The organism is Amycolatopsis sp. NPDC050768 (assembly GCF_040654155.1).
GTDB lineage: Bacteria > Actinomycetota > Actinomycetes > Mycobacteriales > Pseudonocardiaceae > Amycolatopsis.
The window spans coordinates 983,855-1,002,620 of sequence record NZ_JBFAHL010000001.1; the positions used below are offsets into that span (position 1 = coordinate 983,855).

The 18,766-nt window shown below is 68.7% G+C and carries 18 protein-coding genes; 10 read left to right on the top strand and 8 right to left on the bottom strand.

Annotation, left to right across the window (positions count from 1 at the left end):
* The first annotated feature begins 42 nt into the window (after positions 1–42).
* The 4 genes from AB0H62_RS05060 (at position 43) to AB0H62_RS05075 (ending at position 2,867) form a co-directional block, all read left to right on the top strand.
* Positions 43–1,053 (top strand): carbon-nitrogen hydrolase family protein, encoded by a 1,011-nt coding sequence (locus AB0H62_RS05060; protein WP_255638597.1) that lies wholly within the window; start codon positions 43–45, stop codon positions 1,051–1,053.
* Between the two features lie 150 nt (positions 1,054–1,203).
* On the top strand, positions 1,204–1,611 hold the full coding sequence (tsaA, locus tag AB0H62_RS05065) for a tRNA (N6-threonylcarbamoyladenosine(37)-N6)-methyltransferase TrmO (RefSeq protein WP_220245716.1): 408 nt from the start codon (positions 1,204–1,206) through the stop codon (positions 1,609–1,611).
* Positions 1,612–1,686: 75 nt separating this feature from the next.
* Complete coding sequence (locus AB0H62_RS05070) at positions 1,687–2,223, top strand: sigma-70 family RNA polymerase sigma factor (protein WP_220245715.1); 537 nt, start codon at positions 1,687–1,689, stop codon at positions 2,221–2,223.
* Positions 2,220–2,867, top strand: a complete 648-nt coding sequence (locus AB0H62_RS05075) for a hypothetical protein (protein WP_360584193.1) — start codon at positions 2,220–2,222, stop codon at positions 2,865–2,867. Before AB0H62_RS05070 ends, AB0H62_RS05075 begins: the two co-directional genes overlap by 4 nt.
* A 444-nt stretch (positions 2,868–3,311) precedes the next feature.
* Here AB0H62_RS05075 and AB0H62_RS05080 read toward each other — a convergent pair whose 3' ends face one another.
* Together AB0H62_RS05080 and AB0H62_RS05085 are read right to left on the bottom strand one after the other, a co-directional pair.
* A complete protein-coding gene (locus tag AB0H62_RS05080; protein ID WP_360584195.1) occupies positions 3,312–4,328 on the bottom strand; it encodes an alcohol dehydrogenase catalytic domain-containing protein in 1,017 nt (338 codons plus the stop codon).
* 123 nt (positions 4,329–4,451) lie between these two features.
* Positions 4,452–5,429 carry a zinc-dependent alcohol dehydrogenase family protein gene (locus AB0H62_RS05085; RefSeq protein WP_360584197.1) on the bottom strand — a complete coding sequence of 326 codons (978 nt, stop codon included), beginning with the start codon at positions 5,427–5,429 and terminating at the stop codon, positions 4,452–4,454.
* A 128-nt stretch (positions 5,430–5,557) separates the two neighbouring features.
* On the opposite strand from AB0H62_RS05085, the gene AB0H62_RS05090 reads away from it, so the two are divergent.
* The 4 genes from AB0H62_RS05090 (at position 5,558) to AB0H62_RS05105 (ending at position 8,091) form a co-directional block, all read left to right on the top strand.
* Positions 5,558–6,097, top strand: a complete 540-nt coding sequence (locus tag AB0H62_RS05090; protein WP_360584199.1) for a CGNR zinc finger domain-containing protein — start codon at positions 5,558–5,560, stop codon at positions 6,095–6,097.
* Positions 6,098–6,109: 12 nt separating this feature from the next.
* A complete protein-coding gene (locus AB0H62_RS05095) occupies positions 6,110–6,364 on the top strand; it encodes a hypothetical protein (protein ID WP_360584201.1) in 255 nt (84 codons plus the stop codon).
* 173 nt (positions 6,365–6,537) lie between these two features.
* Positions 6,538–7,380, top strand: coding sequence for an MBL fold metallo-hydrolase (locus AB0H62_RS05100; protein ID WP_360584202.1), 843 nt, complete (start codon positions 6,538–6,540; stop codon positions 7,378–7,380).
* A complete protein-coding gene (locus tag AB0H62_RS05105; RefSeq protein ID WP_360584204.1) occupies positions 7,381–8,091 on the top strand; it encodes a flavin reductase family protein in 711 nt (236 codons plus the stop codon). It abuts the gene before it with no gap.
* Positions 8,092–8,186: 95 nt separating this feature from the next.
* Here AB0H62_RS05105 and AB0H62_RS05110 read toward each other — a convergent pair whose 3' ends face one another.
* From AB0H62_RS05110 to hxlA, 5 genes are all read right to left on the bottom strand, one after another.
* Positions 8,187–9,563: an ATP-dependent 6-phosphofructokinase gene (locus tag AB0H62_RS05110; RefSeq protein WP_220245708.1), complete on the bottom strand. Its 1,377-nt coding sequence runs from the start codon at positions 9,561–9,563 to the stop codon at positions 8,187–8,189.
* 60 nt (positions 9,564–9,623) lie between these two features.
* On the bottom strand, positions 9,624–10,592 hold the full coding sequence (locus AB0H62_RS05115; protein WP_220245707.1) for a fructose-bisphosphatase class II family protein: 969 nt from the start codon (positions 10,590–10,592) through the stop codon (positions 9,624–9,626).
* 61 nt (positions 10,593–10,653) lie between these two features.
* Positions 10,654–11,241: a 6-phospho-3-hexuloisomerase gene (hxlB, locus tag AB0H62_RS05120; RefSeq protein ID WP_360584207.1), complete on the bottom strand. Its 588-nt coding sequence runs from the start codon at positions 11,239–11,241 to the stop codon at positions 10,654–10,656.
* A gap of 37 nt (positions 11,242–11,278) precedes the next feature.
* Positions 11,279–13,408 (bottom strand): transketolase, encoded by a 2,130-nt coding sequence (gene tkt / locus AB0H62_RS05125; protein ID WP_360584208.1) that lies wholly within the window; start codon positions 13,406–13,408, stop codon positions 11,279–11,281.
* A gap of 117 nt (positions 13,409–13,525) precedes the next feature.
* Entirely contained in the window at positions 13,526–14,155 is a 630-nt protein-coding gene (gene hxlA / locus AB0H62_RS05130; protein ID WP_360584210.1) for a 3-hexulose-6-phosphate synthase, read from the bottom strand.
* 181 nt (positions 14,156–14,336) lie between these two features.
* Here hxlA and rpe point away from each other — a divergent pair, with 181 nt between their 5' ends.
* On the top strand, positions 14,337–15,032 hold the full coding sequence (gene rpe / locus AB0H62_RS05135; RefSeq protein ID WP_255638594.1) for a ribulose-phosphate 3-epimerase: 696 nt from the start codon (positions 14,337–14,339) through the stop codon (positions 15,030–15,032).
* Between the two features lie 25 nt (positions 15,033–15,057).
* On the opposite strand, the gene AB0H62_RS05140 is transcribed toward rpe, so the two are convergent.
* Positions 15,058–16,494 carry a LytTR family transcriptional regulator DNA-binding domain-containing protein gene (locus AB0H62_RS05140; RefSeq protein ID WP_360584212.1) on the bottom strand — a complete coding sequence of 479 codons (1,437 nt, stop codon included), beginning with the start codon at positions 16,492–16,494 and terminating at the stop codon, positions 15,058–15,060.
* A 665-nt stretch (positions 16,495–17,159) separates the two neighbouring features.
* Between AB0H62_RS05140 and AB0H62_RS05145 the strand changes: the two genes are divergently transcribed.
* Positions 17,160–18,554, top strand: coding sequence for a LytTR family transcriptional regulator DNA-binding domain-containing protein (locus AB0H62_RS05145; RefSeq protein WP_360584214.1), 1,395 nt, complete (start codon positions 17,160–17,162; stop codon positions 18,552–18,554).
* Positions 18,555–18,766: the final 212 nt, after the last annotated feature.

Genomic DNA, 18,766 nt, shown 5'->3' on the forward strand with positions numbered 1-18,766 from the left:
CCTACCTTCGGCCGAACAGGCAGGCGAAGGGAAGGACAGCGCGTGATCACCTACTCGGGCTCTTTCAAGGCAGCGGCCGTGCAGGCGGAGCCGGTGTGGCTGGACGCCGACGCGACCATCGACAAGTCGATCGCACTCATGGCCGAGGCCTCGCGCAACGGCGCCGGTTTGATCACCTTCCCGGAGACGTTCGTCCCGGGGTACCCGTGGTGGCTGTGGCTCGACTCGCCGGCGTGGGGCATGCAGTTCGTGGGCCGCTACCACGAAAACTCGATCAGCCTCGACAGCCCGCGCTTCAAGCGGCTGCTCGACGGCGCGAAGCAGCACGGCATCAACGTGGTGATGGGCTTTTCCGAGCAGTCGGGCGGCAGCCTGTACATGGCGCAGGCGACGATCTCCGCCGACGGCGAGCTGGTCGGCGCCCGCCGCAAGCTGAAGCCGACGTTCGTGGAGCGCACGGTGTACGGCGAGGGCGACGGCTCCGACCTGGTGGTGCACGACGTCGCCGGCATCGGCCGCGTCGGCGCGCTGTGCTGCTGGGAGCACCTGCAGCCGCTCACGAAGTACGCGATGTACGGCATGGACGAGCAGGTGCACGTGGCTTCGTGGCCGAGCTTCTCCGTCTACAAGGGAGCGGCGTACGCGCTCGGGGCGGAGGTGAACACGTCGGCTTCGCGCATGTACGCGGTGGAGGGGCAGTGTTTCGTGATCGCTCCGTGCGCGCTCGTGGGTGACGCCGGGATGGAGCTGTTCTGCGACACCCCGATGAAGGAACAGCTGCTCCAGCGCGGCGGCGGGTTCGCGCGCATCTTCGGCCCGGACGGCAGCCCGCTCGCCGAGCCGCTGGCGGAGGACGAGGAAGGAATCCTGTACGCGGACATCGATCTTTCGGCGATCCCGATCGCGAAGGCGGCGGCGGACCCGGTCGGGCACTACTCGCGGCCCGATGTGACGCGGCTGCTGCTGAACCGCACCCGGCGTCGTCCGGTGGAGGAAACCCGGCCGGCGCCTGAGCAGATCGAGGAAATCCCCGCCGAGCCGGCGGCTGTCTAACCCGTTTCGCCCCCCGGCGGTGGCGCGCTCATCCCCTGTCACCGCTGGGTCCCCAAGGTTGTCCACAGCCGTTCGGGCGTTGTGGACAACCTTGGTCCATTTCGGCTTCGTGGCCGGTTGTTGTCGGATGGCGGCGGTAGCTTCCGAGGCATGACCCACTTCGAGCTCCAGCCCATCGCCCATGTCGAATCCTCGTTGACGGACCTCGACGGGGCGCCGAAACAACCTGATGAAGGCGCGCCCCCGGCGTGGCTGGTGTTTTCTCCGTCTGTCGGCGAAGGCTTGCGCGATTTGCGAGCCGGTCAGCAGGTGCTCGTGTTCACCTGGCTGCACCTGGCCGACCGCTCGGTGCTGTCCGTGCGCCCGCGCAGCGATCCGACGCGCGCGATGGCCGGGGTGTTCAGCACACGCTCGCCCGCGCGGCCGAATCCGATCGGGCTGCACCGCGCGGAGATCGTCGAGGTCGACGGGTTGCGCGTGCTCGTTTCGCACCTCGAAGCGATCGACGGCACCCCCGTGGTCGACGTGAAGCCGGTGCGCTCTCCGGACGACGGGTAGAAAATCTTCGAGATCGGTGAACCACCCCCAGGCCGGCGTCCGTTTTCAGAGCAACGGACGAGAGGGTGGTGACGGATGACCGGGATGCGAGCCCGCCGGCAGGTGGCCGACGAGGCACTCGTGCGGACGTTGTTCGCCGAACACGGCAAGGCGATGCTCGCCTACGCCACGCGGCTGCTTGGCGACCGCGCGGCGGCGGAGGACGTTGTGCAGGAGGCGCTGGTCCGTGCGTGGCGCAACCCGGACAGCCTGGTCAACGGCAAGGGTTCCGTACGGGCGTGGCTGCTCACGGTCGTACGCAACCTCGTCGTCGACAAGGTCCGGGCGCGCGCGGCCCGGCCAACGGAGGTCGCCGAATCGCCGACGACCGTGCCGGTCGCACGTGACCACTCCTCGGCGGTGGTCGACTCGATCGTGGTGCGGGAGGCGCTCGACGGCCTGTCGCCCGAACACCGCGAGGTGCTGGAGCAGGTGTACCTGCGTGGCCACACGGTGCCGGAAGCCGCAGCGCAGCTGGGCATTCCGGCAGGCACCGTGAAGTCGCGCTCGCACCGCGCCCTGCGCCTGCTGCGCGAATCGTTCGGCGGTCGGCAACCGGTGGGTGCCGCGTGAACCACGACCCCCTCGACCACACCCACGCGATGACCTGCGAGCACTGCCGGAAGGAGGTGGAATCAGTGCGCGAGATGCAGGAGTTCCTCGAGGCGATCCCGCCCGAACTGCTCCTCGACGGCCCACCCGACGACGCGGACCTACTGCTGCAACGCACGTTGCGGCAGGTGCGCTCCGAAGCGTCGGGTGCGCGCCGGCGCGGCAGAACGCTGGCCGCCATGGCTGCCGTGGCCGTGGCGGCCGCCGCGCTCGGCCTCGGCGCGCTGCTCGGCCACGCCGGCACCGCACCGCCGCTGCTCCCGGCCGCCGCCCCCGACCCGGACCTGGCCGTCGCACCCAGGCCCGACCCTGTGCTGCTCACCGGCTCCGCCGGTCCCACCCATCTCTCTGCCGCCGTCACCCCGGCCAGCGGCTGGGTCCGCGTGGAGGCCCACGTCCAAGGCCTTCCGGACGGCACCCAGTGCCGCCTGGTCGTCCTCGGCAAGGACGGCACCCGCCAGCTCACGGGGGGCTGGCAGTTCTCGACCTCGGCCACGGGTGACGGGGCTGAGCTGTACGGCTCCGCCAGCATGCCCGCGTCGGAAGTCGCCGCGGTGACCCTGGAAGACATGTCCGGCCACGAGTTCGTCCGAACGGGGGTGTGAGTCGGCGATTCGTCGCAGTCCGCCGGAGAAACCGCGCTCGCGGGCCGGTGATGGCCGAGGGTCGAGCGCGCCTGCCGAGCGGCGAAGCCTCTGGCGCACCACCACCGCAGGCGGGGCACCTCGCCCACGGCCCTCCCCGGCAACGTCACGGCCACCACCGATGCGCCTCGCGCAACGGCTCGGAACGCCGCCGGCCGGGAAACCCCAGGCGTCCCCATGGTTCTCCGGCCGGCGGGCTGTGCAACGCGGTCTGGCGCTCCCCGACACCAGACCCACGCAGGTCACTTCCCCGACCGAAAATCCCGGGCGTCCGCGGAATGCCCCGGCCGGCCGCTGAGGCAGCACGGTCGGGCACTCGCCGACGCCATGCCCGTGCGGTCACTCCGTCGGCCCGTACCACTGGTCGGGAACCTCAGGCGTCCCCGGGGTTTCCCGACCAGGCGGTCAAGCAGCGTGGTCGAGCACGACCCGGAACCGGGCGTGGCCCGTCATCATGTGGTCGTACGCCTTCGGCGCCTCGGCCCACGGGCGGACCTCCGTGTAGGGACGGATGCCCTGCGCGAGGCTGAAGGCGAGGTTGTCCTCGTTGTCGATCGCGCTGCCGGTGAGGCTGCCGGCAATCGTGCGGGTGCCGAAGATCAGGTCCATGGTCTGCACGGACATCGGGTCGGGTGCGGCGCCGACCACCATGAGACGGCCCTGCGGCGCGAGGCCCGTGACCAGCGGAGACATCGACGCGCCGCTGACCGCCGTCGCGACGATCGTTTCCGCGCCGCCCAGCTTCTGCAGGGCCGTGCCGGGGTCTTCGGCTGTGCTGTCGAGGTAGACGTCGGCACCCAGTTCGGTCGCGAGCTCGGCCTTGTCCGTGCCGCGCGCGATGGCGGCGACGCGGAAGCCGAGGTGCTTGGCCTGCTGCACCGCGAGGTGCCCCAGCCCGCCGATCCCTTGCACCGCAACCAAAGCACCCGGGCGCCCACCCGCCAAGCGCAGCGCGGTGAGCGTGGTCAGTCCGGCGCACAGCAGTGGCGCGGCGGTGATCGCGTCCATCCCTTCGGGCACGCGCACCAGGCCGCTGGCGCGCACGTACGCGTATTCGGCGTAGCCACCGTCCACTGTGGTCCCGGTGTAGGGCTGGTCGGTGCAGTTGATGAAGTCGCCGCGGCGGCACCGCTCGCATTCGCCGCAGTGGCCGCCGAGGAACCCGACGCCGACGCGGTCATCGACGTGCCACGCGTGCACCCCGGCCCCGACCGCGTCGATCACGCCGACGACCTCGTGGCCCGGCACGATCGGCGCCGAGGGGTCTTCGCGCATCCCCTCGACGGCCGCGACGTCGGAGTGGCAGATGCCGCACGCTTCGACGCGGATCCGGACCTGGCCCGGCAGTGGCTCGACGAGAGTGCGCTCGACCAGCTCGAACTGGCGCGTCCCGGTGACTTGGAACGCCTGGTAGGTAGGCATTTCTTCTCCGTGAAGGGTGGGTGCGGGCGCCGCCGCTGGAGGTCGGCCGCGCCCGCACCGGGTTAAATATGACCGGTCGTCTTCCTGAATGTCAAGGAAGTCCCGACATCCGAAGCACCACTCTCAGAACGTGAACAGCACCTTGCCCGCACGACCGGGCTTGCGAGCGTGGTCGAACGCGGCCTGGTAGTCCTCGAGCTGGTACGTCGCCTCGACCTTCGCGCTCAGCACGCCCTTCGCGACGAGGTCGGCCAGCTCGCCGTAAACGCGCTGAATTTCCTCACGCGGCGCGGTGCGGATCCAGTTGATGAGCCAGAACCCGCGCAGGTTCAGCTCGCGGTAGATCAGGTCGCCGAGCGGCAGCTGGGCCGCCGCGCCCGTCGCGGACGAGTACGCGACCACCGTGCCGCCGAACTCGAGCGCCGTGGCCAGCGCGCCGGCGGTGGCGTCGGCCGCACCGTCGAGCACGAGCTTCAGCTGCGCGCCGTCCAACGCGCCGGCGATGCGCTCGCCGAGGTCCTCGCCATCGACCAGCACCAGGTCACCGCCGAGGTCGCGCACCTGCTGGGCGGCGTCCTCGCGCCGGACGATGCTGAGCGTCTTCACGCCGGCCCGCTTGGCCAGCGCGACCACGGCCTGCCCGACGGCCGAGTTGCCGAGGTTCTGTCCGATCCAGTCGCCCGGCTTGAGGTCGACGTAGCGGCTGAGCAGCAGGTACGCCGTCGCCGGGTTGATGGCGAGCATCGCCAGCTGCCGCGCGTCGGCGTCGTCGGGGACCACAACCAGGTTGCGCGCCGGCACCACGGCCTGGTCGGCCCAGGTGCCCTGCTCGTACGTCGGCAGGATGACCACGCGCTTGCCGGCCAGCGCCGCGTCCACGTTCGGGCCGACGCTCGCGACGCGGCCGACACCCTCCGAACCGAGCACACTCGGGATCTGCGGCTGCACGCCGTACCAGCCGTTGGCGAGCAGGAAGTCGGCCGGGTTCACGGGCGCGGCCTCCAGGGTCACCAGCACGTCGCCGTCGCCGAGTGCCAGGTCCGCGTTGCGCTCGATGCGGATGTTGGCGTCGCCGACGCCGGTGAGGATGAGCTGACTCATGGGAGTTCCCCTTGAAGTGAAGGTGTTCCGTAATCGTCTTCGGAACTTTGACGATTACCGTTCTAGCACCCTTCCGGCGGAGCTGTAAAGATCTTTTCAAAAAAGACCATTTCACGTACGCTGACGCCATGACCACCACTGCCGCCTCGGAGGCGAGCGTCCCGTCGACCGCGGCCGCGGTCGTGGACCTGCTCAACTCCCGCGCTTACGCCATCCACGCCGACAAACTCGACGACCCAGCCCTCGCCCACACCCTGCTGGCCCCCTTCGGCCAGGACGCCGGCGCCATCCCGCCCCAGCGCCTGGACCTCGTCCGCGGCCTGCGGGGCAACTTGATGACGCTCCTGACCACCGAAGACCCGGCCGAGGCCTGGACGACGTTCACCGAACGCACGTCGGGCGTCGCCTTCACCCAGGACTTCTCGACCCCCGGCGAGGTCGTCCCCCACCAGATCACCGGCGACGCGGTCGTCGGCGGCATCACGCTGCACGTCGCCGAGCTCGTGGCCAACGGCACTTGGTCACGCCTTCGGATCTGCGCCAACCACGAGTGCGCCAAGGTCTTCTACGACACCACCCGCAGCCGCACGCGCCGCTGGCACTCCTATGAGCTCTGCGGCAACCGCGCCAACGTCGCGACCCACCGCGCCCGCAAATCCGGCCACTGACCAGGAGAAACCATGTACTTCCTCGCGACGGGCCGAATCCTGCGCCCCGAAGAAACCGCCGCCCACATGGCCGAAGAGGTCCGCGAGTTCGACCGCCTGCGCGCCGAGGGCTTCATCCAGGAAGTCTTCTTCCTGCAACCCGGCCCGGGCGTGGTGAACGTCGTCGAAGCCGCCTCACGCGAAGACGCGGAAGCCAAGCTGGCGCAGCTGCCGTTCGTCTCCCTCGGCCTGATGGAGTTCGAGCTGGCGGAGGTCACGCGGCATTGACGGTCCCTTGTGGACCGTGACCTTCGCCAAGGACAGACGTGTAGCTCATTGGGTTATTTCTTCTCGTTGGCACGAGACCTGCATCACTCCACCACGGCAACGTGCTCGCCCCGCCGCATACTGTGACAAGACAGAGCTAACCAAGTTACAGTTATGTCGAGAGGGCGAACCCCATGACCACCCTGTCCTACGACGTCCTGGTCACCGCCGGCGCCAGACGCGAGCGCGGCCAGACCCTTCCGACGGGCGAGCCGATCATCTCCTCGCCGGTCTCCACCACGCTCATCACCGGGGCCGAAGACGCCGTGCTCGTGGACCCGCCGTTCCTCGACTTCCAGATCCGCGAGGTCGCCGGCTGGGTCGCCCGCAGCGGCAAACGCCTGCGCCACATCTTCGCCACCCACGGCCACGGTGACCACTGGTTCGGCACCGCCGAGCTGCTCGGCCGGTTCCCCGGCGCCCAGGTCTACGCGACCCCCGGCACCATCGACGTGATGCACAAGCAGGCCACCGACGGCCGCGCTCAGATGTGGGATCTCGACTTCCCCGGCCGCATCCCGCCGTCACCCGTGCTGGCGCAACCGATCCCCGAAGACGGTTTCCTGTTGGAGGGCCACGTCGTGCGCGCGGTGGACGTCGGCCACACCGACACCGACGCCACCTCCGTGCTCCATGTGCCGGACCTCGGCCTCGTCGTCGCCGGCGACACCGTCTACAACGGAATCCACCAGTACATCCTCGAAGGCGGCGACGGCGGCCTGCAGGACTGGCTCCGCGCGCTCGACCGGATCGCCGAACTCAAGCCGCGCGCCGTCGTCGCCGGCCACAAGAACAAGGACCTGCCCGACGACCCGCTCACCATCGACCAGACGCGCGCCTACCTGCTCGACGTCATCCGCCTGCTCGAAACCAAACCGACCGCCCGCGAGTTCTACGACGAAATCTTGCGCCTGCACCCAGAGCGCCTCAACCCGGGCCCCGTCTGGTACGGCGCCGTCGCACTGCTGGGGGACTGAATGAACATCGAATCCGCAGGCCTGGACGCGAAGTCCGCGTACAAGCTCCTCATCGGCAGCATCATCCCGCGCCCCATCGCATGGATCAGCACGGAGTCGACGTCCGGCGTCGGCAACCTCGCGCCCGTGTCGTTCTTCACCTGCGTCGGCCGCAAACCGCCCAAGGTTTCCCTGTCCATCCAACCGAAATCCGACGGCGCGACGCTCAAGGACAGCTTCGTCAACATCCGCGACACGGGCGAGTTCGTCACCAACATGGCCACGCTGCCCCAAGCCTTCGCCCTGCACCGCAGCGCCACCGAGTTCGAACCCGACGTCGACGAGTTCGACGCGGTGGGCGTCGAAAAGGTCGCCTCGGGTCTCGTGAAACCCCCACGCATCAAGGACGCGCCCGTCGCCCTCGAGTGCAAAGTGGACCAGATCTTCTCCGCCCCCGACGGCCTCCACCACATCGTCTGGGGCGAAGTCGTCAACTTCTACGTCCGCGACGACCTCTACGTCAACGGCCGCATCGACTTCGGCGCCATCGCCCCCATCGGCCGCCTCGCCGCCGAATACACCGTGGTGGACAACGCCTTCGTGCCCCCTCTGGACCCCACCGTCCTCGCCGAACGCGCCTCCCGCCGCATGCGCCGCCTCGACGGCCAAGGCGAGGAATACTCCGCGGTGGACTCCCCGACGTGGTCGGCGTCGGGCTCCGTACAGGGGTGAGGTTTCAGCGCTGAACGCCGCCCGCGCCCACGCCGGATCGACGCCGCGTTCGGCAGGCCAGGCAGGGCCTCCCGAACTTCGACCTGCCCGGAACGTCAGCAGAACCCCGAGCGCACCCGGACCCGGTCCGGTGCCGAACCGAACTCAGCCGGTTGGCAGGTGGTTTCGAGAACCGACATCCACAGGTCACCGTCGGGGTCGACCTGGTTGCGGCGGCTGGTCATGAGGGACAGCGGGACGTGGACGAAGCGGCGCCGCCAGCGGGCGACGGCGGCCTCGGTGTGGCCGGCCATGGCGGCGTGCACCGCGGCATGGGCCAGCCGCAGGCAGTAGACGGCGTCGTAGGCGTTGGCGGCGATGCTGCGGACCGCGTAGCTCGGGTCGATGTAGCGCATTGTGGGGGGCAGGCCGACGGACAGCAGGTGTGCTGTGATGCGCTCCTTGAGCAGTTCCCCGATGTTGCCGAGTTTGACGTTGCCGGATGCGTCGCGGCCGTTGAGCTGAGGCAGGCCGTGTTCTTCGAGGAGGTCCTGGCCCGCTCCCTCGGCGAGGACGATGACGACGAAACCCTTGGCTCTCACGCGCTGCTCCACGTGGGCCAGCAGGCCGTCCGCTCCCTCGAGGGCGAACGGGATCTCGGGGATCAAGACGATGTCCGCGGCGTTGGCGGACAACGCGGCATAGCTGGCGATGAAACCCGAGTGCCGGCCCATCAGCTTCACGATCCCGACGCCGTTCGGGCTGGCCGCGGCTTCGACGGAGACCGCGGTGATGAAGTCGGTGGCCCGCGCGAACGCGCTTTGGAACCCGAATGACTGGTCGGTGAAGGGCAGGTCGTTGTCGATCGTCTTCGGCACTCCGATGACCGCGATGTCCAGACCACGCGCCCGGATCGCCTTGCTGAGGAACGTCGCCGCGCGCATCCCCCCGTCGCCGCCGATGACGAACATGATGTCGACGCCGCGCAGGACGAGGCTGTCGACCATTTCGTCGGCGTCCTGGCCGCCGCGCGAGCTGCCCAGGATGGTACCGCCGGCGTTGTGGATGTCGCGGACGCGATCAGGCGTCAGGTCGACGGTGTCGTAGCGGTGTTGTTCCGTCAGGCCCTGGAGACCGTTGCGGAAACCCAGAATTCGCTTGACCTTGTAGTGCACCGCGAGTTCTTGCACGAGACCGCGGATGACGTTGTTGAGCCCGGGACACAACCCCCCGCAGGTGACGATGCCGGCGGTCACGCGCGGAGGGTCGAAATAGATCTTCCGCCGAGGACCGGCGGCTTCGAAACTCGGCACCTGGCCGGGCGGGAGGCTGTGCTCGGCGAGCATGGAAACGGTGTCCTCGAGCAGGACCCGGTCGCCTTCCGCGACGTAGTGCGGAGAGGTCTGCTTGGTGGAGAGCATCTCGGAGAACGGCGAGTCGTAACGGCACTCGCCGAGGCGGCGAACGCCGAGGTCGTCCAGGTGCAACGTCACCGTGTCTCCTTGATCTCGATGGTCAACGGGGTTCGCGTTGAGCGCGAACCAGCCGGGAAGTCAGTCGAAGGTGGTGTGTGTTACGTGGCGAACCTGGCCCCGGGAAATCAGGAGCGATTCGGTGATGGTCGCCCCGGCGCCGGTGCGCGGCCGCCCGACCAGCGGCCCGCCGTTGACGCCGGTGGCGACGAAAAACGCGTCGCCGGTGACGAGCTCGGCACACTCGTAAACGCGGTCGAGGGACATGCCCGCGGCGCGGATGGCGTCCGCTTCGTCGGCGCGTTGCGGGGCCAGGCGGCCCAGCATCCCGCCGCCCAGTGCCCGGACCGCGGCGGCGGTCAGCACTCCCTCGGGCGTGCCGCCGACTCCGATGAGCAGGTCGACATCGAGCGTCGGCAGGAGCACCGCGAGGCTGCCCCCGACGTCGCCGCCCGCCGGGGTCTGCACGGCAGCGCCGGCCCGCACCACCCGGGCGATCAGGTCCTTGTGCCGCGGCTTGTCCATGATGACCACGCGCAGCTCGCTGACCTGCTTGCCGAGCGCCTTGGCGACGTTGGCCAAGGTCACCTCGGCGGGATCGTCGAGATCGATGACGTCCTTCGCCGCGGCGGGCACCACGATCTTGTCCATGTAGAACCCGGGCCCGGGTGACCACAGCGTGCCCGGTTCGCCGAACGCGATCGTGGCCAGCGCACCGGGCAGGTCCTTCGCGCAGAACGACGTTCCCTCAAGGGGGTCGACGGCGATGTCGAAGTCCGGGCCGTGGCCGTTGCCGACGACCTCACCGTTGAACAACATGGGGGCGTCGTCCTTCTCGCCCTCCCCGATGACGACGGTCCCGCGCCCGGGCGCGTCGGCCAGCGCCGCCCGCATCGCTGCGGTCGCGGCCGCGTCGGCGCCTTTCTGGTCGTGCCGGCCCACCCAGGCGTAGCTGGCCACCGCGGCGCGGCAGGTGGCGGCCAGCGCCACCGCCTCCAAAGTGTGGATGTCAACGCAAGTCCGCGCTTCGACCTCAGTCTGATACTGCATCTCGAACTCCTCTTCTCGTCTGTAGCATCAGGACAGTGAGATCGCGGCACCTGCGTTGCGGTCACTCGAGATTCGCGTGCAGCCGCCACAGTTCGCGGGCCTGGCTCCCGCTGGTCTTCCACAACGCGTGGAACAGCGCGTCGGTGGTCAGCAGCACGGACTGTTCGAACAGGCTGCCGGCGTACTGCACGGAGGCGGCGCCGTCGAAGTCCTGCTTGTCCGCGGCCGGGATGATCAGCACTTCGGTCGCGGTCTTGGCCAGCGGTGACTCCGCCGCCGTGGTCAGCGCGATCACGTCCGCGCCCTGGTCACGGGCGGTCTGAGCGGCCCGCACCACGCGCGCCGTGGTCCCCGAGCCCGACGCCGCCACGAGGACGTCGCGCGCGCCGATCGCCGGCGCGGTCACCTCACCGACGACGTGGGTGGGGAGCCCGAGGTGCATGAACCGCATCGCGGCCATCTGCAGAGCCAGCCCACTGCGCCCGGTGCCGATCGTGAACACGGCCGGAGCCTTGAGCAACAACGCGCCGGCCCGGATCCAGGACGGGGACTGCACCCCCGCGCTCACCCGGTCGACTTCGCCGATGACAGCTCGCGTTGCGTCCACGAACACGCCGGTGTCGAGCTTCTTCGAAATCGAGTGCGTCACCGAGATCTTCCTCCACAACTCAAGTAGGACAACGAATTCACGGCCGCGCGGCGCGCACGCTCCGCCGGGCCGCTTCGACCACGGCCTCGGTGGTGATGCCGAACTGGCTGAACAGGGTCTTGAAGTCGGCCGAAGCACCGAAGTGCTCCAGTGACACGATTTCTCCCGCGTCGCCGGCGAACCGGTGCCACGGCTGCGCGATACCGGCTTCGACGACCACCCGCGCGCGCACCGACGGGGGCAGCACCTTGTCCCGGTAGGACCGGTCCTGCCGGTCGAACCACTCCACGCACGGCACCGACACGACGCGGGTGGGCACCCCTTCGGCCTCGAGCACCTCCCTGGCCGCCACGGCCAACTGCACCTCGGAACCAGTACCGACCAGCAGCACCTCGGGCCGCCCCGTGGAAGCCTCGGCGAGGACGTAACCGCCGCGGGCCACCCCCTCGGCGGAGGTGCCCTCCAGCGTCGGCAGGTCCTGGCGGCTCAGCGCCAGCCCGGCCGGGCCGGCGGTGTCCTCCAGCACGGCCTTCCAGGCGTATGCGGTCTCGTTCGCGTCGGCCGGGCGGACCACCGACATCCCGGGGATGGCGCGCAGGGACGCCAGCTGCTCGACGGGCTGGTGCGTCGGGCCGTCCTCGCCGAGGCCGATCGAGTCGTGCGTCCACACGTAGATGACGGGCAGCCGCATCAGCGCGGCCAGGCGCACCGCCGGGCGCATGTAGTCGCTGAAGATGAGGAAGGTACCGCCGTACGGGCGGGTTCCGCCGTGCAGCGCGATGCCGTTGAGGATCGAACCCATCGCGTGCTCACGGATACCGAAGTGCAGCGTGCGACCGTAGGGGTTGGCCTGCCAGGCGTTGGTGGAGATCTCGACCGGGCCGAAGGAGTCCGCGCCCTTGATCGTGGTGTTGTTGCTCTCGGCCAGGTCCGCCGACCCACCCCAGAGTTCCGGCAGCACCGCGCCGAGCTTGGCCAGTACCGCGGCCGACGCCTTGCGGGTGGCGACGCTCTTGGCGTCGGGCTGCCAGGTGGGCAGATCGTCGGCCCACCTGGCCGGCAGCGCGCGCCTGCTGATGCGGTCGAGCAGCGCCTTTTGCTGCGGGTTGCTCTTCGCCCAGGCGTCGAACTCCAGCTGCCACTTCTCGTGGTCGGCCCGCCCGCGCTCGGCCACCTCACGGGTGTGGCGCAGCACGTCGTCGTCGACCTGGAAGCTCTGCTTCGGGTCCAGGCCCACGGCGCGCTTGACCGCGGCGAGCTCGTCTGCGCCCAGCGCGGCACCGTGCGCCTTGCCGGTGTTCATCTTGGTCGGGGCCGGGTACCCGATCACGGTGCGCAGCACGATCAGGGTCGGGCGGGCGGTCTCGGCCTTGGCCTGCTCGATCGCCGCCAGGATTCCGGTCACGTCCTCACCGCCGTAGACCGTGACGACGTGCCAGCCATACGCTTCGTAGCGCTTGGCGGTGTCTTCGGACAGCGCGATGCGGGTGTCGTCCTCGATGGAGATCTCGTTGCTGTCGTAGATCACCGTGAGGTTGCCGAGCTGCTGCGTGCCGGCCAGCGACGAAGCCTCCGAGGTGACGCCCTCCTCGATGTCGCCGTCCGAGGCGATCACGTAGACCTGGTGGTCGAACGGGCTCTTGCCCGGCTCGGCGTCCGGGTCGAACAGGCCACGCTCGCGGCGGGCGGCCATGGCCATCCCGACCGCGGTGGCCAGGCCCTGGCCCAGCGGGCCGGTGGTGGTCTCCACGCCCTTGGTGTGCCCGTACTCGGGGTGACCAGGGGTCAGCGAACCCCACTTGCGCAGGGCCTTCAGGTCGTCGAGCTCCAGGCCGTAGCCGGAGAGGAACAGCTGGATGTACAGGGTGAGGCTCGAATGCCCGGCCGACAGCACGAACCGGTCCCGGCCGAGCCACTGCGCGTCGGCGGGGTCGTGCCGCATGACCCGCTGGAACAGCGCGTAGGCGACGGGCGCGAGGCTCATGGCCGTGCCGGGGTGCCCGCTCCCGCAGTGCTCGACCGCGTCCGCCGCCAGCACGCGGGCGGTGTCCACCGCACGCCGGTCCAACTCGGTCCAGTCTTCGGGGAGTCGCTTGGTGGTCAAGCGAACAAGCTCTTCGGCTGATTCGATCGCGCGGGAACGGGAGATCGATCCGTTTGCTGCCATGGACGCGCACTCCTGATAATTCTCACTCGGCACATTCCGGCCAAATTAGAAAATGTGATATCGGGTCTTTTTCGCTGTGTGCCGAGCCGGTGCCCGGCACACAGCGAGTGGGTTCGGTCAGGCGGTGGCGCGCTTTTTGAGTTCCTTCGCTGCGGCACCCGGGTCGGCGGCGTTGTAGATCGCACCCCCGGCGACGGCGACGGTCGCACCCGCGTCGCGGACCGCGCCGATCGTGTCGATCTTGATCCCGCCCGCGATCGAGAACGGGACACCGGCGAGGCGGCCGTCTTCCAGCAGGGTGTCGATCGTGTAACCGGGGCGGGCCTGCTCGTCCAGACCGGCGTGGATCTCCACAAAGGACACACCCAGCTTCGAGACCTCCCGGATCCGCGCGACCCGGCCCTCCACCACCGTGATCATGTCCGCCACGACCTGCTTGCCGTACTTACGACCCGCCGCCACCGCACCGCGCACAGTGTCGTCATCAGCCGCACCCATCACCGTCACCAGGTCCGCGCCGGCCTCGAACGCCAGCGCCGCTTCCAGCTCACCCGCATCCGCGGTCTTCAAATCCACGAACACCAGCTTGTCCGGATGAGCCGCCTTGATCGCACTCACCGCCGCGATCCCCGCCGACTTCACCAACGGCGTCCCCAACTCCAAAATGTCCACATGCTCAGCCACCTGATTCGCCAACGTCAACGCCGCCGGCAGATCCAACACATCCAACGCCACCTGCAACCGCACAACGATCTCCTCACAACCCACCGACGGCGAACCCGCCGACCAACAGACCAGCCACTAACCCCCACAACAATTCCCCACCCACCCGAAAACCGGCAACACTCCACCACATGCAAAAACACAATCCCCCAATGCGCACAACAAATACCCACCCATCGACCCACGCTGCTTTACGCTTGACGGCGTGTCGAACCAGCCCTTGATCGCGCCGTCCATCCTCTCCGCCGACTTCGCCCGGCTCGCCGACGAAGTCGCTGCCGTGCAAGGAAAACCAGGCCGCGGAGCGGACTGGCTGCACGTGGACGTGATGGACGCGCACTTCGTGCCGAACCTGACCCTGGGCCTGCCGGTCGTGCAGTCGTTGCTGGCCACCACGGACCTACCGCTGGACTGCCACCTGATGATCGAGAACCCGGATCACTGGGCGATCGGTTACGCGGAAGCGGGTTCCTACAACGTGACCGTGCACGTCGAAGCCGCCGACGATCCGGTCAAGCTCGCGAAGGACTTGCGCGCCGCGGGTTCGAAGGCGGGGCTGGCGATCAAGCCGAACACACCCCTGGAACCGTACGTCGACGTGCTCAAGCACTACGACACCCTGCTGGTGATGTCCGTGGAGCCCGGGTTCGGCGGCCAGAAGTTCATCGCGGACGTGCTCGACAAGGTCCGCAAGGCGCGCAGGATGGTCGACACCGGCCACCTGAACCTGGTCGTGGAGATCGACGGCGGCATCAACACCGACACGATCGAACAGGCCGCCGAGGCCGGCGTCGACTGCTTCGTCGCCGGCTCGGCCGTCTACGCCGCCGACGATCCGGCGCACGCCGTGGAGGGCCTGCGCCGCCAGGCACAGGCCCTCTCCGCCCGCGCCCAGCGGTGATTCCCTTGGCGCGGACCGGTTTCGGTCAGACGCCGAGCAACCGCCGCAGCTCCGGCGCGTGGCGTCGCGACACGGGAACGAACTCGTGGGAGCGGGAATCCATGATCAGGAAGAGCTCACCCTTGATCCCCCGCTCCAGTTCCGCCACCCGGCGGAGATTGACCAGAAAACGCCGGTGCACCCGGCTGAACCCGTAGGGCGTCAGTAAGCGCTCGACGTTTTCCAGGCCACGAGTCGCGGCTTGGATCCTCCCCCGTTCCGTGACCAGCCAGACGATGTTCCGGTCCGCCTCGGCGTAGCGGATCTCAGACGGGGCAAGCAGAACCAGACGGTCGTTGCGCATCCCGATCACGCGCCGGGGCAGCGGGCCGACGTCCGATTCCGAAGTGCTCTCGTACGGCTCGCCCTCTTGCACGCCGAACACGCACAGCATGCCCACCACGTGGTTCGAGTCGACAACGGGCCGCATGGTCACCGGAGTCGCTTCCTCCCCCGGGCTCACCGGCAGGTACGCGTAGCCGCTCCATTGTGTACTGCCCTGTGCCCGTTCCTTGGCCCACCGCACCACCTCAGGAAGCCCTGAGATATCCGGCATCCAGCGTTGCGCCGGCTCGATCGCGCCCGCGACGATGGTGGTTTCGCCGGCCAACCCGAGCAACGCGACGGCGGCCTCGTTCGCGGTGATCACGTTTCCACCCCGGTCCATCGCCATGAACGGACCATTGGCCTGGGCACACTTCTTGTTGAACTCGGAGATCACCTTGTCCGCCTCGTAGACGGCACGCCGGTAAATCTCCTGTTCGACGCACGAGACTGCTGTTGTCAGCCACGACGGCACGAGCTTGGACAGCGAAGCGTTCCACCGCGAGATGTTGATCGACGCGACCGGCGCGCCGGTCACCACGTCACGGATGGAAATGCCCGCGCAGGCCCATTGGTGGAAGGCTTCGCACCAGTGCTCCGGCCCGGTCACCGTGACCGGGCCGGACACCTCGAGCGAGGTCCCCATCCCGTTCGTGCCGGTGCACTCCTCCGACCACGACGACCACGGAGCGAGGTTGTGCAGCTCGGCCCGCCGCTGCGCGGAGGGATCACCCCAGGCCCCCAGGACTCGCCCGTCCCCGTCCGTGACGGTGACGACGGCGCCATCCTCTTCCACTTCCTGACCGGCCATCGCACCGAGGCCGCCGAGCGCGGTGAAGATGACGCCGTTGTCGATACGCGGGGAGTCGTCGCCCAGCGCTCCCGGAGCGACGTCCAACCTCCGATCCACCTCGTACCGATCGCGGCAGCGGTACCAGGACGCGAGGATCTCAGGCCGGACGCCCGTTTCGATGTCTTCGCCCCCGGCAAAACTTTCCCAGGCGCGAGCCACTTCTCTCGACGAAGTGGTCACCAGGGAGCCACCCGTCACCTGGTCACGTCCGCTCGGCCTGCTCGGCCCGATCGCCAGCGGCGGCACTCTCCCGGTCATCGCGACCTCCTTGTCGCCAGGCACGCCGGGGCCAGAGGGGACCACCGGGCAGTGACGGAAGTTACAAACTAACGCGATGACGCGAGCATTTCAAGACAGCTTCGCGTCGTTCAGCCACTTAGCTGTAGACATAACACGACCAGCTCGGCGCCGCCGGATCAACGGCGCAACCCGGCGGAACAACCGCCAAAACGGGCAGTGCCGGCAACAGGAAAACACCTTATGGCACAACATCATTTGGCGGAGTCAGCCGGGCCGGTCCCCGTGGTTCCCCCTGGTCAGAACGAAAACCCTGTCTCCGGCGGCCTCGTCGAGGGCTTTTGTGGAAAGCCACAACAAAATACGCCGTTCACCAACAGGCAGTGGACCACAAATGATCTTGTTCCAAATACGGAACGCCGATCATCGAAGCCGATACCGGGTGACCGTTGATGGGCGGATGACAACCGATAATCGCCGCAGCGCGACCGTTCGTTGGTCTTCCGCCCACAGTCAGCACAGTCTGCTTGCCCTCTAATCAGTGGAGAGTTTAGCTTGCGACGGCGGCGAAGCTACGCGGTGCGGCCCGATACGTCGGGATGCACCCGAGCGGTCATCGGCACCCCGGCGCTGGGGTGCCGTCCGGGGTGGCACCAGACCAAAGGCGGTCTCAGATGACACAGGTACGCCGGCTCGACCCGACCTCTCGCAGCTGCGGTGACGCCACGGTACAGGGGGCGTGGGAGCGGTTCGTGCGGGGCGAGGACGACCTGCGTGGCGTGCGGCCCGAGATAGCGATTTCTTGGCAGCGGTGCCGGGACCAGTACCGGGTCGACCCGTACCTCACCGAAGCCCCCGTAGCCGTCGCCGAAGTCGACCACGCGCTGGAGCACGACGTCGTGATCGCCGAACTCGGCTTCCGCGCCGCCTCGCTGGCCCGCGAGGTCAGCAGCATCGGCGGCATCGTGACCATCACCGACGCCTCCGGCCGCGTCCTGGCCCAGTGGGGCGACCAGGCGACGCGCACCGTCGCCGCCGAGGCCAACCTGGCGCCGTGGTTCTGCTGGGCGGAGGGCGCGACCGGCACGAACGGCATGGGTACCGCGCTGATGTCCTACACCCCCGTGCTGATCCGCGGTGCGGAGCACTGGTGCCAAGCCTTCCACGACTGGACCTGCGCGGGTGTGGCGGTCCGCGACGTCGTGACCAGGGAACCGGTCGCGGTCCTCAACATCTCGTGCTGGCGCAGCGAGCCTCCCGCGTCGACGGGTGCCTGGCTCGGCAACGCCGCCACGATGACGCAGCGCATCCTGCGCCAGCGCGCCCAGGACGACGGTGCCGAACTGATGGCCGCCTTCAACCACGCCAGGTCACGCTCGATCGCGGCGCTCGCCGCCGTGGATCCCGCCGGCAAGGTGGTGCTCGCCGACGACACCGCGGGCGTGCTCCTCGGTATCCCGGGCTCCACGCCGGCGCCCGATCCTTCGGTGCGGTGGAAGCCGGAGCTACCGGAGTTCATCCGGGCCACCCGGTACGCCGCCAAGCAGGCCGCCCGCAACCGTGACTGGACCGGTTCGACGCAGATCTTCACCCGCCTCTCCAGCGAGCCGACCTCGATCAGCATCCGGCCGGTATTCCTGTCCGGGCACCTGGTCGGCACCCTGGTCTCGTTCGGAGTGTCCGAAGGCGATCCGCTACCCCGGGCCGGAGGCGACAGTCCCCTTCGCGCGCAACCGCACCGAATGGTCGCGACGCGCGAGAACCGCATGGTCCTGCTGCGGCTCCCCGAGGTCTCATTCGCACAATCGGACGGCAGTGACGTGTGGCTGTCCACCGACCAGGGACGATTGCGATCCGCCTCGCCGGGCCTCGACAAGCTCGAGACCGAGCTGGGCGATTCCGGTTTCCTGCGCGTGCACCGCCAGTACGTGGTGAACCTCAGTCGCATCAGGGAAGTCGAGCGCCGGTACAAGGGCGAGTTGTTCCTCGTCATGGACGACCAGGCGAAAACGATGGTGCCGGTTTCCCGGCGGAACACCCCCGCGGTGCGCCGAGCGCTGGAGATCTGATGGCCCCGTTCGTGGGCTTGACAAGGTTTTCCTTGCCCCAGAACACCGTTGGCGCAGTGCACGAACGGTACCTCTCGTCGGGAGAACGGCGGAGTCTGGCCGATCTGTGGTGACGCATATCGGAACCCCTTGCGCGGAGGTAGAGTTCAAACTCGTTACAGGCTCGGAAATCAGCGCTCGGGTCGAAGCGGAATTCGGAACCGGCCAACGCC